The organism is Euzebya sp., from assembly GCF_964222135.1.
GTDB lineage: Bacteria > Actinomycetota > Nitriliruptoria > Euzebyales > Euzebyaceae > Euzebya.
In genome coordinates, this window is record NZ_CAXQBR010000027.1 from 1 (window position 1) to 13,051 (window position 13,051).

At 67.6% G+C, this 13,051-nt stretch carries 16 protein-coding genes and 1 pseudogene; 10 read left to right on the forward strand and 7 right to left on the reverse strand.

The window, feature by feature from the left end:
• The 6 genes and pseudogenes from ACEQ2X_RS07245 to ACEQ2X_RS07270 all read left to right on the forward strand — a co-directional run.
• The coding region (locus tag ACEQ2X_RS07245) for a hypothetical protein (RefSeq protein WP_370325127.1) at positions 1-188 on the forward strand (188 nt) is incomplete at its 5' end.
• Positions 189-265: 77 nt separating this feature from the next.
• The gene (locus ACEQ2X_RS07250; protein WP_370325128.1) at positions 266-691 is read left to right on the forward strand and encodes a cytochrome c; all 426 of its coding nucleotides are present in this window, start codon (positions 266-268) and stop codon (positions 689-691) included.
• Between the two features lie 468 nt (positions 692-1,159).
• A complete protein-coding gene (locus tag ACEQ2X_RS07255; RefSeq protein ID WP_370325129.1) occupies positions 1,160-1,405 on the forward strand; it encodes a heavy-metal-associated domain-containing protein in 246 nt (81 codons plus the stop codon).
• Positions 1,406-1,502: 97 nt separating this feature from the next.
• A pseudogene (locus ACEQ2X_RS07260) lies at positions 1,503-1,874 on the forward strand (hypothetical protein); the annotation flags it as partial.
• 154 nt (positions 1,875-2,028) lie between these two features.
• Positions 2,029-2,268: a hypothetical protein gene (locus ACEQ2X_RS07265; RefSeq protein ID WP_370325141.1), complete on the forward strand. Its 240-nt coding sequence runs from the start codon at positions 2,029-2,031 to the stop codon at positions 2,266-2,268.
• A gap of 68 nt (positions 2,269-2,336) precedes the next feature.
• On the forward strand, positions 2,337-2,804 hold the full coding sequence (locus tag ACEQ2X_RS07270) for a heavy metal-responsive transcriptional regulator (protein ID WP_372530547.1): 468 nt from the start codon (positions 2,337-2,339) through the stop codon (positions 2,802-2,804).
• Positions 2,805-3,114: 310 nt separating this feature from the next.
• Here the strand turns inward: ACEQ2X_RS07270 and ACEQ2X_RS07275 are convergent, their stop codons facing one another.
• Both ACEQ2X_RS07275 and ACEQ2X_RS07280 read right to left on the reverse strand, forming a co-directional pair.
• Positions 3,115-3,714: a DUF305 domain-containing protein gene (locus tag ACEQ2X_RS07275; RefSeq protein ID WP_370325130.1), complete on the reverse strand. Its 600-nt coding sequence runs from the start codon at positions 3,712-3,714 to the stop codon at positions 3,115-3,117.
• Positions 3,715-3,768: 54 nt separating this feature from the next.
• On the reverse strand, positions 3,769-5,820 hold the full coding sequence (locus tag ACEQ2X_RS07280; RefSeq protein WP_370325140.1) for a heavy metal translocating P-type ATPase: 2,052 nt from the start codon (positions 5,818-5,820) through the stop codon (positions 3,769-3,771).
• Between ACEQ2X_RS07280 and ACEQ2X_RS07285 the strand changes: the two genes are divergently transcribed.
• Positions 5,728-5,940: a hypothetical protein gene (locus tag ACEQ2X_RS07285; RefSeq protein ID WP_372530548.1), complete on the forward strand. Its 213-nt coding sequence runs from the start codon at positions 5,728-5,730 to the stop codon at positions 5,938-5,940. The genes ACEQ2X_RS07280 and ACEQ2X_RS07285 overlap by 93 nt on opposite strands.
• A 64-nt stretch (positions 5,941-6,004) precedes the next feature.
• Here the strand turns inward: ACEQ2X_RS07285 and ACEQ2X_RS07290 are convergent, their stop codons facing one another.
• The 4 genes from ACEQ2X_RS07290 to ACEQ2X_RS07305 form a co-directional block, all read right to left on the reverse strand.
• Complete coding sequence (locus tag ACEQ2X_RS07290) at positions 6,005-6,412, reverse strand: four-helix bundle copper-binding protein (protein WP_370325131.1); 408 nt, start codon at positions 6,410-6,412, stop codon at positions 6,005-6,007.
• Between the two features lie 154 nt (positions 6,413-6,566).
• Positions 6,567-6,968 carry a hypothetical protein gene (locus ACEQ2X_RS07295; RefSeq protein WP_370325132.1) on the reverse strand — a complete coding sequence of 134 codons (402 nt, stop codon included), beginning with the start codon at positions 6,966-6,968 and terminating at the stop codon, positions 6,567-6,569.
• Between the two features lie 428 nt (positions 6,969-7,396).
• On the reverse strand, positions 7,397-8,143 hold the full coding sequence (locus ACEQ2X_RS07300; protein WP_370325133.1) for a M56 family metallopeptidase: 747 nt from the start codon (positions 8,141-8,143) through the stop codon (positions 7,397-7,399).
• Positions 8,136-8,582, reverse strand: a complete 447-nt coding sequence (locus tag ACEQ2X_RS07305) for a BlaI/MecI/CopY family transcriptional regulator (RefSeq protein ID WP_370325134.1) — start codon at positions 8,580-8,582, stop codon at positions 8,136-8,138. The genes ACEQ2X_RS07300 and ACEQ2X_RS07305 overlap by 8 nt, the downstream gene beginning before the upstream one ends.
• A gap of 235 nt (positions 8,583-8,817) precedes the next feature.
• On the opposite strand from ACEQ2X_RS07305, the gene coxB reads away from it, so the two are divergent.
• The 3 genes from coxB to ACEQ2X_RS07320 are packed head-to-tail and all read left to right on the forward strand — an operon-like array spanning position 8,818 to position 12,572.
• A complete protein-coding gene (coxB, locus tag ACEQ2X_RS07310) occupies positions 8,818-9,951 on the forward strand; it encodes a cytochrome c oxidase subunit II (RefSeq protein WP_370325135.1) in 1,134 nt (377 codons plus the stop codon).
• Positions 9,952-9,954: 3 nt separating this feature from the next.
• A complete protein-coding gene (gene ctaD, locus ACEQ2X_RS07315) occupies positions 9,955-11,934 on the forward strand; it encodes a cytochrome c oxidase subunit I (protein WP_370325136.1) in 1,980 nt (659 codons plus the stop codon).
• A complete protein-coding gene (locus tag ACEQ2X_RS07320; protein WP_370325137.1) occupies positions 11,934-12,572 on the forward strand; it encodes a heme-copper oxidase subunit III in 639 nt (212 codons plus the stop codon). The genes ctaD and ACEQ2X_RS07320 overlap by 1 nt, the downstream gene beginning before the upstream one ends.
• Positions 12,573-12,576: 4 nt before the next feature.
• On the opposite strand, the gene ACEQ2X_RS07325 is transcribed toward ACEQ2X_RS07320, so the two are convergent.
• Complete coding sequence (locus tag ACEQ2X_RS07325; RefSeq protein WP_370325138.1) at positions 12,577-12,915, reverse strand: cytochrome c biogenesis protein CcdA; 339 nt, start codon at positions 12,913-12,915, stop codon at positions 12,577-12,579.
• Between the last annotated feature and the right edge of the window lie 136 nt (positions 12,916-13,051).

Consider the following 13,051-nt stretch of genomic DNA (forward strand, 5'->3'; position numbering starts at 1 on the left):
GCTGCTGCCCCGGCCCGCTCACCCTCGACACCACCGCTCTGGCGCCAGGCGAGACGACCACACTGACCTTCGAACTCAGCATGCACCCCGGCATGGACGGCCCCCACGACCTCGCCGTCCACGTCCCGATCACCACCGCCGACGGCACCGAGCAGCTCACCGTCGACGTCGTCGGCGACTTCCGCTGACGCCGACCCGCGGCGGACGACAGCCGCAGTCCGCTCAGTGGCGTGGTCACAGACCACGCCCCCTCTACGCTTGCGCGGTGAGATCGCGCCGACGACATCCGCAGGTGCTGGCCGTGGCCTTGGCCGTCGCGATCGCCGCAACGGCATGCGGTGGTGGATCCAAGCCGGCCGCAGACGTCGTCGCCCGCGGTGAGCGCCTGTACGCAACGTCGTGCCTGCAGTGCCACGGGGGCCCCACCGGTGGGGCGATCAGTGACATCCCACCCCGCCACGGCGCGCAGGGCCACACCTGGCACCACGCCGACTGCCTGCTCACCGACATCGTGCTCGACGGGCTCCCCCCGCGACCGGGTGTGCCCGACGAGCAGATCATGCCGGCGTTCCGCGACCAGCTCATCGACGCCGAGGTCGACGCGATCCTAACGTACCTGAAGACCTGGTGGACCGACGAGCAGCGGGAGGCCCAAGCCGAGATGACCGCTGCGGAGTGCGGCGGCAACTGACTGACAACCAACCCCGGCCGGACTCGGCCACGGGCTCCACGCAGCTCGCTCAACAGAACGGCGCTGGCGTCGGGCACGACCGGCCGCTCTTCAAGCGGACGCTTGACGACCGGCGTGGGCTTCCGTGTTGAGGAGACCCCGCCGAGCCATCCGTCACCGATCGCCGCGCGGTCGCACACCGAGCCACGACGTCGGGGTCGACGACGACATGTCGGTAGCCGCGCGGCCGCGATGCGGTGAGGTCGACGCCGACCTCGCGGGTGACTTCGACGGCGAGTGGGTGGACGTCGACAGCGTTCGCTGCCCGCCGACCCCGCAGATCGGCAGGTGCGTTTCATCTACAACGCGGCGGCGAAGGGTCCGCGACACATCGCCCACCCCGCACCGCTGGCACGCGCCATCCGAATCGCCGTCAGGCCGGACGCCCTCTTGACCTTCCACCCCGGTGGAAGGTCTACGGTGAGCGGCATGGCACACCGAACCGTATACGTTGAGAACATCCACTGCGAGGGCTGCTCGACGTCCATCCGGAGGGCCTTGGCGACTCTGGACGGAGTGGAGGACGTCCAGCCAGATACCGAACACAACACGGTTGGTGTCACATTCATCGAATCCCTCGTCGACGAGGACACGATCGCCCAGCGGTTGGCCGACCGCCGGGTTCCCGGTGCAGCAACCACCTTCTGCGGACCCGACCGCAGCATCTCGGGCTGACCCCATTGATGGCGGCGGCACGCACGGGCGGACGCTATACGGCTTGCTGACCGCCGCGGTCCTGGTGGTCGCGTTGACAGGGTTCGCGGGCTACGAGATGTACCCAAGGTTCGAGCTTCCTGCCCTTGAGGGAGCCGGGCTCCTGGTCCTCGCGGCGGGGGCGGGCATCGCATCGTTCTTCGCGCCGTGCTCCTTCCCGCTTCTGGTCACGTTGCTGTCGCGGGACACTGGCAGCTCGAGTCACGTCCGTGGCGGTCGACCGGCGGTATTCGCGACCGCGCTCGCCGGCGGAGCGACGCTGTTCTTGATGCTGTTGGGCGGAGTGATCGCGCTGGGCGGCAGCGCCGTTGCCGCCACCGTGACGTTCACCAGTGCCGTCGGGATTGCGTTGCGCGTCGTGGTCGGCGTGACGCTGATGTTGCTCGGACTCGTCCAGCTCGGCGTGATGGGCGATTCCCCGTTCCGCATGGTGGAGCGCGTGACCAGGCGGCTCAGCCGGTCGCACGCTCGTCTGCGCCGCCAACGCCCCACCGCGGGGTTCACCACGTTCGGGTTCTTCTACCTTCCTGGCAGGTTTTGGTTGAACGGGGCCGATCCTGGCCGGTCTGGCCGGGCAAGCTCTTGTGACCGGCGGCGTCGCGGCCGCGTCGCTGGCCTTCGGCGTCGCGGCCATGGTGATCGTGGCGCTCATGTTCATCGCGGCCTTCACCGTCTCCCGCGCACAAAGAGCCACCGTCGAGCGGATTCAAGCCAACGCTCCCGCGGTCAAGAAGTGGGGAGGAGTCCTCCTCCTCATGGTCGGTGCCTGGTTCGTCTCCCTCGCACTGTTCGCAGACATCTTCGCTCAAGTGTTCACCGTATAGTGAACACCCAGGATCTCGGCCATGATGGCCCTATCGGTATCAAACTACGAAACAACCACAGGACCGTGATGAGCGGCGCGACGAATTCACAGCTGAGCGACGCGGCTCAGCACACCACCATGCGCATCGGTCAGGTCGCTGACCGGGTCGGCGTCAACACCAAGACCATCCGGTACTACGAGTCCATCGAGTTGCTGCCCGAGCCCATGCGCAACGCCGCGGGTTACCGCATGTACACCGCCGCCGATGCTGAGCGGCTGTCGTTCATTCGCACCGCCCAACGGCTCGGACTGACCCTGGATGAGATCCGTGAGGTTCTCGTCGTCCGCGAACAGGAACAGACGCCATGCGGCTACGTTCTCGGGCTGCTCCAACGCCATGCCTCAGAACTTGATCAGCGCATCACGGAGATGCAGCAACTCCGCGACGAACTCACCGACCTGGTCATCGGCGCGGGCGACTACGCAGGAGCCGAGTCGGCGGTGTACTGCGGCGTCATCCAACACCGTGCCGGAGCGATCAACCGGTCGGGATGAGGATAGATGCTTTCAATCCACAGCGCCCCCCAACGCAATCGGTGATGAAACGCCAACGTGATCACTGCGTGGCGTGACGGCCGCCAACGGGTAAGAGGGCAGTTACTGCCGCTTCACCCGGGACCGCCGCGCGAGCCCAATAACCGGGCAAACTAATCTAACTATGCTAAGTATGGCGAGCAGTTCCGGGGACTGACCAAGTGGTCTTCGCCCATTGCTGCACAGAATCCACTCGTCGCCGATCACACCGGGAGGACGCCCCCCGTCGAGGCATTGACGGTCGCCACTTCTAGACTCGTTCACTCTCGAATCAGCCCGTGGGACAATCGCGTTCTGCTTGTCGGTTGAAGTCAGGTACGGGCCGGGCGTCGGCGTCCTCGGGGCTCGATGCTGGTCCGTTCTCGCGGATGTCGTCGATGAGCCAGTCCATCTCGAGGATTTCTCGCCGCTGGGCTTCGCTGATCTCGACGGCGAGTTCGCAGACCCGCACGTCCGTCACGTTGAAGCGTTCGGCGCGTGTGATGGCCATCGAGTGATGCGGGATCATGGATTGCATGAAGCCGGTGTCGTCCACCGTGGTCTGACTGCGGTCCAAGAAGATGCCGACAGCGAGCAACACGACGCTCACGACGACCACGACGATGTTGGCGGTCGTGTTCCGGTACATGTTCAGCATCCACCCCAACATGACGAGCCCCATGGTCCCGCCCATGGTCAACGCCATGAACATGCGGCTCTCGCTCAAGCGGATGTGACTCCACTCCCAGGAACTGACGAACATGACGCCGTACATGACCACCATCGCCGTGAGGATCATGGCCCCGAACCGCAGGTACATCGTCGGCTGCATGCCTGGATGACCGTTGCTGTCGCCGTGGCGGGTGCTCTGGTGCGCGTTCTCGTCTGACATGGAGTTCCCCTTCTCTCGTCCGTTCGGTCTGTCAGCGATGTCCGGCGTCACCGATCAGGGTGACGCGAGGACGGGGCGGTCGAGGTCGATGCGGCGGAGCAGTTGGGCGTTGAGGGCCACGACCACCGTGGAGGCGCTCATGAGCAGCGCCCCGACGGCGGGTGGGAGGACGAAGCCGACGCCGGCGAGCACGCCGGCCGCGAGGGGGATGGCGAAGACGTTGTAGCCAGCTGCCCACGCGAGGTTCTGCAGCATCTTGCGGTACGACGCCCGTGACAGCTCGATCACCGACAGGACCGCTCGGGGGTCGTCGGAGGCGAGGACGATCCCGGCGGATTCGATGGCGACGTCGGTGCCCGCGCCGATCGCGATCCCGACATCGGCGCGCGCCAGCGCCGGGGCGTCGTTGACGCCGTCGCCCACCATCGCCACCCGCTGGCCGCGGTCTCGCAGCTCGCTGACCTTGGCGTCCTTGTCCTCGGGGAGCACTTCGGCGAACACCTCGTCGATGCCGAGGTCGGCGGCGACGGCGTCGGCGACCTGTCGGGCGTCCCCGGTGATCATGGCCACCGCCACGCCGCGCTGGTGCAGGGCATCGACGGCCGCGCGTGATTCGGGTCGCACCTGGTCCTCGAGCGCGAAGGCCCCGAGCACCTGGCCGTCGCGCAAGACATGCAGGACCGCCGCGCCCCGTTCGATCCATCCGCGGACGTGGTCGTCGAGGTCCGCCGGGACGTCGGCGTCGGAGTCTCTGAGGAGCGCGGGTCCGCCGACGGCGACGGTGTGACCGTCGACGCGGGCACGGACCCCTCGGCCGGTCATCGACTCGAACCCCTCGGCGTGCGGCACGTCGATGCGGTCTGCGCGGGCGACGATGGCGCGGGCGAGGGGGTGTTCGCTGTCGGCCTCCACCGCGGCCGCCAGGCGCAGCAGCTCCTCCTCGGTGACCCCGCCGGTGACCGCGACGTCGGCCACGGCGTGCGCGCCGGCGGTCAACGTGCCGGTCTTGTCGAACAGCACCACGTCGATGTCGCGCATGCGCTCCAGGGCGAGGCGGTCCTTGACGAGGATGCCCGAGCGGGCCGAGACCGACGTGGAGATCGACACGACCAGCGGGATGGCCAGCCCGAGGGCGTGGGGGCAGGCGATCACCAGCACCGTGACCGTCCGCACCGTGGCCTGCTCGGAGTCGCCCAGCACCAGCCAGGCCGCGAAGGTGACCACGGCTGCGACGGCGGCGACGTAGAACAACCAGGCGGCCGCCCGGTCCGCCAACGCCTGAGCTCGGGACCCGGACTGCTGGGCCTCCGCGACCAGCCGTTGGATCCCCGCCAGCGCGGTGTCCTCACCGACGGCGCCGACCCGCACGCGGATCGCGGAGTCCGCCACCACCGTGCCCGCGACGACCTGGTCGCCGGGCTGCTTGCCAACGGGTTTGGACTCCCCGGTGATCATCGACTCGTCGACCTCGGCGCGGCCGTCGACGATCTCCCCGTCCGCGGGGACGCGGCCACCCGGGCGGACCAACACCACGTCGTCCGGCGCCAAGTCGGCCACGTCGACCGTCTCCACACCGCCGTCGGTCACCCGCTCAGCATCATCGGGCAGCAGCTCGGCCAGAGCCTGCAGGGCGCCGCGTGCCTGGCCGATGGCGCGCATCTCCATCCAGTGGCCCAACAACATGACGTCGATCAGCAGCGCCAGCTCCCACCAGAACTCGAGGTCGAACGCCCCCACCGACGTGGCCGCGCTCGCCACGAACGCGACGGTGATCGCCATGCCGATCAGCAACATCATCCCCGGCTGGCGATCCCGCGCCTCCTGGACCGCGCCGGCCAAGAACGGCCAGCCCCCGTAGACGAAGATCACCGCACCGAGGACCGGAGCGATCCACTCATGGCCGGGCACCTCAGGAGCGGAGTAGCTGAACCACCCCTGGATCGTCTCGCTGTAGGCGATCACGGGGACCGAGAGGACCAGGGACACCCAGAAGCGGTCACGGAACATCGCCGCGTGATCACCATGACCCGCCCCGTGACCGTCCCCGTCACCGTCGTGCGGGTCATGGTCAGGCGGGTCGCCGACGTGCTCCTCACGGACATCCAGCGCCCCCTCCTCCTCCGGCCGGCGTTCCCCGCGGGGTGGGTGATGATGGGTGTGGTCGTTGGCCATCGCGTCCTCCTTCGCGACCGCTTTGCACCGGTCGGCCGTGGCGACCCAGGCTGAAAGGGTGCGGTTTGGTGGGTGATGTGCGGTGGGGCCGGTGGGCGCGGCCCCACCGCGTTCTCGGTCAGCTGATGGTGGCGAGCAGTTCCTCACAAGCCTGTTGACAGCGGCGACACGCCTCGGCGCAGACACCGCAGTGCTCCATGCCCATCGACGCGTGGCGCTCGCACTCGTCACCGCAGGTCTTGCAGACCTGGATGCAGGCCTGCAGGGCCGCGCGCGCCACGTTGGCGTCGTACTCGGTCTGGCGTGACAGGACCCGGCCGGTGGCGACGCACAGATCGGCGCAGTCGGCGTTGAGCCGGATGCACTTGATCAGTTCGGCGACGTTGTCCTCTGACAGACAGGCGTCTGCGCACTGCGTGCAGGCGTTCGCGCATTCATTACACGCATCGATGCACGCCTGCAGCTTGTCGGTGTCGACGTTGTAGTCGCGGGGATACGTTTCCAGCATTGCCCTGGTGGTGTTCATGGCATCGTTCCTCTCTCGTTCGGTTGTGACGCCGACAGGGACGTCGACGCCGGAGGGCGGCGGAGCGTGGACGGTCACCACGCACGCACCGTCAGCGACGCAGACCGCGATCACGGTCACACGCCGACGGCCGTGCAGCGCGGCCGTTCGTCCTCTAGACGCGCAGCACGACCCCGACGCCCACGGGAGGGCCGGCGGGCATCGCTGAGCTCACGTCGGACCGGAGATCGCCCTGGCGTTGCGGCGGCGCCACAACGCCCTCGTCACCATCACCGACCGACGAGCGCGTGCTGATGATCAATGCGACGTGGAGCGCGAGGACGGCGAACATCGCCGAGCACCCCCACATGAACGCATGACCGTCGTGCGCGTCCGCTGCAGAAGCGGACGCGGGCTGCTCATGCTCGCCCATCACCGCCACCGCCGCGGATGTGGCCGGGTCGTCGCTGCCGTCAGCGAGCGCGGAGCCGGCCCAGAGGACGAGATGACCGAGCACCGCCATCACCATCAGCCCGATGAGGCTGATGGCGACACGGGTGGACCGCGACGTGGTCACACCACACTCCTTGCCAACTCCACGATGGAGCAAACTCCAACCACGGCAGGGTGGGCGTGGTCACGTCGGTCCGGAGCTCCTCGGCGATGTACTCGTTGAGGACCGTCGACCTGCCCACGTTGTCGTCGGCCGCGCACGTCACATGCGGCCGATGTCCTGAGTTCTGGGTGCCGTGCCGGTACGGCGGGATGGCAGCGGTCAGGCCCGTAGGTGTGCCGCAGCCCAGTCGACCCTGATGCCGAGCCATCGCCATCGGGGTGTGGCCGTTGACCGCATCAGCAGGTGACCACGTGGCGCTGCTGTTTACCGTCAGCAAGAAGGAGTTCTGCATCGCCGCAGTCGTCGTCGAGGCCGTGGCGGCCTCCGGTTGGCCAGCCAGGTGCCGATTCAGCGAAGCAGTTGGTGTCGCCGTCTTCGAACCGTGGAGCTCAGGTCAGACTGGCCATGATTTGTGGGACGATCGTCTCGTGGAGGTTCAACGCCGCACACCCGGCGGCCGTCGGCACGGCTACCAACGCCACGCACGCGAGGTGGCCGATCAAACCCGACAACGGCGGGCGGAGGTCCTCGCCGAGGAGAGCACGAAGGCGCAGGTCGACCGCTGAGGAGAACCCGACACCTCCGCCTGGTACCGGCGCCACCTTGAGCAACGCCGACGCCAGGGCCGTTCGGGATGCGCCGTGTCGAATGGCGTACTTGTCTGCGCGGATCTCTGCGGTGGCCCTGAGCGCGGCCAAGAGCCGTCCGCCGTGCCAATGTCGCACGACAGGTGACAGGCTGTCGATCAGGACTGCCCTCAGTGGGTCCCGCCCCAACTTGTGGGCGTGCTCGTGGAGCAACACGGCTGTGAGTTCGTCGTCCGACAGGTCGGCGAGGAGATTGGTGTCGACGTAGATCTCGGGCTGATGCAGACCGGCTACCAAGGCTGCCCTCGACAGCTGACCGGTGTGGACCGGGAAGCCGTGCACCGTGGCGGGGGAGCACACGGAGTTCAGCGCCGAGGTCAGGCGCACGTGCCGCCAGGCCCCTCGGATGACTGGCGCGGCGAGCACCACGGCCATGACGCCGGCTGACCCGGCCATGACCGCTACTCCGCCCATGCCAATCATCCAACCGCCCACGCAGCCCACGGCTCCGCCGATGATCCCCGATCGCACCAGACGTCGGTTACGCATGCTCGTCACCTCCCGCCAATCGCAGGATCCGTGCAAGAAGTGCAGGGTCGGATTCTTCTAGGGCTGCCGCGAACTGGGAGAGGGCGACTGACCCGTACCGGTCGACGAGTTCCACCACGTCACGGCGGCTGAGGTGGACAACCAGCTCAGACTCGGAGAAGGCGGGCCTGTAGGAGTAGCCGCGACCGACTCTCTCGCGGGCCGCCAGGCCCTTGTCGTGCAACCGAGCGAGGACGGTCATGACGGTGGTGTAGGCAAGCTCGTCGTGTGGGGTCCGACTCCGATTGATGCGGTCTCGGACTTCATTGACGGTGGCGGGTGACTTCTCCCAGAGCGCCTTCATGGCGCCGAACTCGAGGGAGCCGAGCAGACCATCTGCGGAGGCGGACGGCGGAGGCTGTTCAGACATCTTGGACTCTCCGGTCGAGCGGACGGCCATCTCCCACGAGGGCCGCGGTAGCTGGGTAACCGCGGCGGGCACCGCTCATCTATTCCACTGTGACACAGGTCCGTGGGAGCACGCCACTACGCCGACGTAGTAGGATGCCCACACCCTTCCAGGTGGACTTGACATGGGACCATGGGCGATGTCACGAGAACGGCACAGGTACACCGGCCTCCTCAGGGCTCTGCCATTCCCGCATCGTGTCGACCGTCCTCCACGGCATGGCTGGATGAGATCCTGCAGGGCCCGTGCCTTCCTCGCACTCGCCACCGTCGCGCTCGCGGTGTCCGGGTGCTCGGCCAACCTCGACGGCACCGGCACCTCCAACATCCCAGGACCCGACCCGCAGCGGGACATCCCCGCCAACGCGCTCGCGCCGATGGGCCCGGTGGCAGAGGCCCAGGACGACCTGTGGAACCTCGCGTACCCGATCTCGATCGCGGTGTTCGTGCTGGTGTTCGCCGGGCTCGCGTTCATCGTCGTGCGCTTCCGCGACAAGGGGCAGGAGCAGCTGCCCAAGCAGGTCCACGGCAACACCAAGCTCGAGATCGCCTGGACGCTGGTGCCCGCCCTGATCCTGGTCGCGATCGCGGTCCCGACGGTCCAGACCATCTTCGAGCTGGCCGACGAGCCGGCCGAGGACGCCGTCCACGTCACGGTCGTGGCGAAGCAGTACTGGTGGCAGTTCGAGTACACCGACGACGACACCGGCTTCTACACCGCGAACGAGCTGCACATCCCCGCCGGGCGCGAGGTCTACCTCACCCTCGACGGCAGCGAGCCGGCCGGTCCCCAGTACGGCACCCCGCCGGTCATGCACAGCTTCTGGGTCGCCTCCCTCGCCGGCAAGCGGGACTGGGTGCCCGGCGCGATCCGCGAGATGCGGATCGAGGCGTACGAGCCCGGCATCTACCCCGGCAATTGCGCGGAGTTCTGCGGCCTGAGCCACGCGAACATGCGCTTCACCGTGATCGCCCACGAGGAGGCGGAGTACGAGGAGTGGGTCGCCAACCAGCGCGAGCCCGCCGCCGAGCCGACCGACGAGCTGGCCGTCCAGGGCCAGGAGCTGTTCGTCTCCCAGACCTGCGTGGCCTGCCACAACATCACCGGCCACCCGGAGAACGGGGAGTCCCGCGTCGGCCCGGACCTCACGCACTTCGCCAGCCGCGAGGCGTTCGCGGGCTACATCTTCGACTCGCCGTTCGGCGAGTCGGCCGAGGATCCCGAGGCGTCCCGCGAGCTCCTGCGCCAGTGGATCCGCCACTCGGCCGACCTCAAGCCCGGCTCGCAGATGCCGCAGTTCCCCAACATCTCCGATGAGGACGTCGATGCGCTCATCGCCTACCTCGGCACCCTGGAGTAACCCATGACCGCGATCGCAGAGAACCCCTCCGGCGCGACCACCCCCCGGCGCCGCGGCCTGTTCAGCAGGCCGACGGACTCCCAGCACGGGATCCGCTCGTGGCTGACGACGGTCGACCACAAGCGGATCGGCATCATGGGCGCGATCGGCTCGCTGTTCTTCTTCGCCGTCGGCGGGCTCGAGGCGCTGCTGATCCGCGCCCAGCTGGCCGGCCCGAACGGCGAGATCCTGTCGGCCGACCTGTACAACCAGGTCTTCACGATGCACGGCCTGACGATGGTCTTCTTCGTCGTCATGCCGCTCGGCACCGCGTTCATCAACTTCGTGATGCCGCTGCAGATCGGCGCGCGGGACATGGCGTTCCCGCGGCTGAACGCCTTCAGCCTGTGGGTGCTGCTGGCCGGCGGCCTGTTCATGTACTCGGGCATCCTCCTCGAGGGGCTGCCGAGCAACTCCTGGGTCTCCTACCTCCCCCAGGCCGTCGTCGGGCCCGACCCGACCGGCACCACCCTCGGGGCCGAGGTCGCCAACATCCAGATGTCGCGCACGCTGCTGTACTCCCTCGGCATCCAGATCGCCGGCCTGTCGTCGCTCGCGTCGGCGGTGAACTTCATCGTCACCGTCCTCAACATGCGGGCGCCCGGCATGACGCTGATGCGGATGCCGGTGTTCACCTGGATGGCCTTCGTCGTCGCGTTCCTGCTGCTGTTCGCCATGCCGGTCATCGGCATCGCCCTGTGGCAGCTGATGTTCGAGGCCCGCTGGGGCGCCCCCTTCTTCAACCCGATGGAGGGCGGTGACCCGGTGCTGTGGCAGCACATGTTCTGGCTGTTCGGGCACCCCGAGGTCTACATCATGATCCTGCCCGCGTTCGGGATCGTGTCGGAGATCCTGCCGACCTTCAGCCGCAAGCCGCTGTTCGGCTACTCCGCGGTGGTCTTCAGCGGGATCGCGATCGGGTTCCTCGGCTGGGGCGTGTGGGCCCACCACATGTTCACCTCTGGCCTCGGCCCGGTGGCCGACACCGCGTTCGGGCTGACGACGATGTTCATCGCGGTGCCCACGGGCATCAAGATCTTCAACTGGCTGGGGACCATGTGGGGCGGCCAGCTCCGCTTCACCACGCCGATGCTGTTCGCCATCGGCCTGGTCAGCATGTTCACCATCGGCGGCCTGTCCGGCGTCACCCACTCGCTGGTCCCCCACGACACCCAGCAGCACGACACCTACTACGTCGTCGCCCACTTCCACTACGTGCTGTTCGGCGGCGCGCTGTTCGGCCTGTTCGGCGGGATCTACTACTGGTTCCCCAAGGCGTTCGGCCACCTGCTGAACGAGCGGCTCGGCAAGATCCACTTCTGGCTGATGATCATCGGGTTCAACCTGACGTTCGGGCCGATGCACTTCCTCGGCCTGAACGGCATGCCGCGCCGGTACTACACCTACGCCGACGGGATGGGCTGGAACTTCTGGAACGCCATGATCGGCGTCGGCGCCATCATCATCGGCCTGTCGTTCCTGACGTTCCTCCTCAACGTCGTCATCAGCCGCAAGAACCCGCCCGCCGGGGCCGACCCGTGGGACGCCCGCAGCGTCGAGTGGCTCACCTCCTCCCCGCCGCCGGCCCACAACTTCGACACCGTCCCGGTCATCAGCGACCGCGACGAGCTGTGGTACCGCAAGTACGCCGGCCACGACGGCGGTGAGGGCGCGACCCGCGTCCCCGCCGGCGCCGCCGACGACGCCAACCCGGGCGGCCCGTACGGCGACAAGGTCAGCGGCAAGACCGCCAAGGAGCTCGGCATCCACATGCCCGACCCCTCGTGGTACCCGCTGTTCGTCGCGTTCGGCCTCCCGATCGCCGCCTACGGCGTGTTCTACGAGGGCGCCCTCCAGATCGCGCTGTTCGCGATCGGCGGGATCATCACCTTCGGCGCCATGTTGGGCTGGGCGATCGAGCCCAGCGCAGAGGACGACCACTGATGTCCGCGACGACACCGTCCGCCTCCGGCGGAACGACCCCGTCCGAGGTCGAGGTCCCCGACCACGGCCACACGACGAACTTCGGGATCAGCAACGAGAAGCTGGGCATGTGGACCTTCATCGGGTCCGAGTGCCTGTTCTTCGGGGCGATGATCGCCACCTACCTGCTGTACCTGAACCGGACGAACGAGGGCCCCACCGCCCTCGAGATCTTCGACATCCCCTTCACGTCCGCCTCGACGTTCATCCTGTTGATGAGCTCGCTCGGGATGGTGCTCGCGCTCGACGCGCTGCAGCGCCGGAACATGCGCAGCTTCCAGACCTGGACGTTGTCGACCGCGCTCCTCGGCATGGTGTTCCTGGCCGGGCAGATGTACGAGTTCACGTTCTTCGTCGAAGAGGGCTTCAAGTTCGAGACCAGCCCGTTCAGCGCGGCGTTCTACATGCTGACCGGGTTCCACGGCATCCACGTGACCTTCGGCGTCGTGATGCTGGTCGTGCTGTGGGCGCTGTCCCTGCGCGGCAGCATCAGCCACAAGAACACCGAGGCGGTCGAGATGGTCGGGCTGTACTGGCACTTCGTCGACATCGTCTGGATCGTCCTGTTCACCGTCATCTACCTGATCCCCGTCGGCTAGTTGCTCATATCGGTGGAGCAAAACCTGTGATGGCGGGCCGCAACAGGAGTACGAACGATCTCCACAATCCGGTGACCATCGCGAGGCCGACAAGACTCAACATCGCACCTCCAGCGATTTGGACCGCTCGGGCGTTCCGGCGGAAGAACGCGAGAGGTCGACCGAGGCGACTCAACAGCAGTCCCGTGACCAGGAAGGGCACGCCGAGTCCAAGTGCATACGCGGCGGCCAAGAACGCGCCTCGCAGCGGCGAGCCCCCGCCCTGGGCCGCGGAGAGGGTCAGGATGGCCGCCAGGGCAGGGCCGATGCACGGGGTCCATCCGACTCCGAACACGAAGCCCAAGGGCAGGGCACGGCGGATTCCAGGTGCTAGCGCGCGGCATGGTCAGCGTAGACCTCGTTGGGTGACTTCCAGCCTAGGGATCGGCGGGGCTGGGTGTTGAGCACGTCGCAGATCGCGTCGAGGTCGGCCTGGGTGT

Excerpts from the sequence above, each read along its gene's own strand:
- ACEQ2X_RS07300 (WP_370325133.1), bottom strand. The coding sequence starts at position 8,143 with ATGCGTAACCGACGTCTGGTGCGATCGGGGATCATCGGCGGAGCCGTG.
- ACEQ2X_RS07255 (WP_370325129.1), top strand. The coding sequence starts at position 1,160 with ATGGCACACCGAACCGTATACGTTGAGAACATCCACTGCGAGGGCTGC.
- ACEQ2X_RS07305 (WP_370325134.1), bottom strand. The coding sequence starts at position 8,582 with ATGGCCGTCCGCTCGACCGGAGAGTCCAAGATGTCTGAACAGCCTCCG.
- coxB (WP_370325135.1), top strand. The coding sequence starts at position 8,818 with ATGAGATCCTGCAGGGCCCGTGCCTTCCTCGCACTCGCCACCGTCGCG.
- ACEQ2X_RS07275 (WP_370325130.1), bottom strand. The coding sequence starts at position 3,714 with ATGTCAGACGAGAACGCGCACCAGAGCACCCGCCACGGCGACAGCAAC.
- ACEQ2X_RS07270 (WP_372530547.1), top strand. The coding sequence starts at position 2,337 with ATGAGCGGCGCGACGAATTCACAGCTGAGCGACGCGGCTCAGCACACC.
- ACEQ2X_RS07320 (WP_370325137.1), top strand. The coding sequence starts at position 11,934 with ATGTCCGCGACGACACCGTCCGCCTCCGGCGGAACGACCCCGTCCGAG.
- ACEQ2X_RS07290 (WP_370325131.1), bottom strand. The coding sequence starts at position 6,412 with ATGAACACCACCAGGGCAATGCTGGAAACGTATCCCCGCGACTACAAC.
- ctaD (WP_370325136.1), top strand. The coding sequence starts at position 9,955 with ATGACCGCGATCGCAGAGAACCCCTCCGGCGCGACCACCCCCCGGCGC.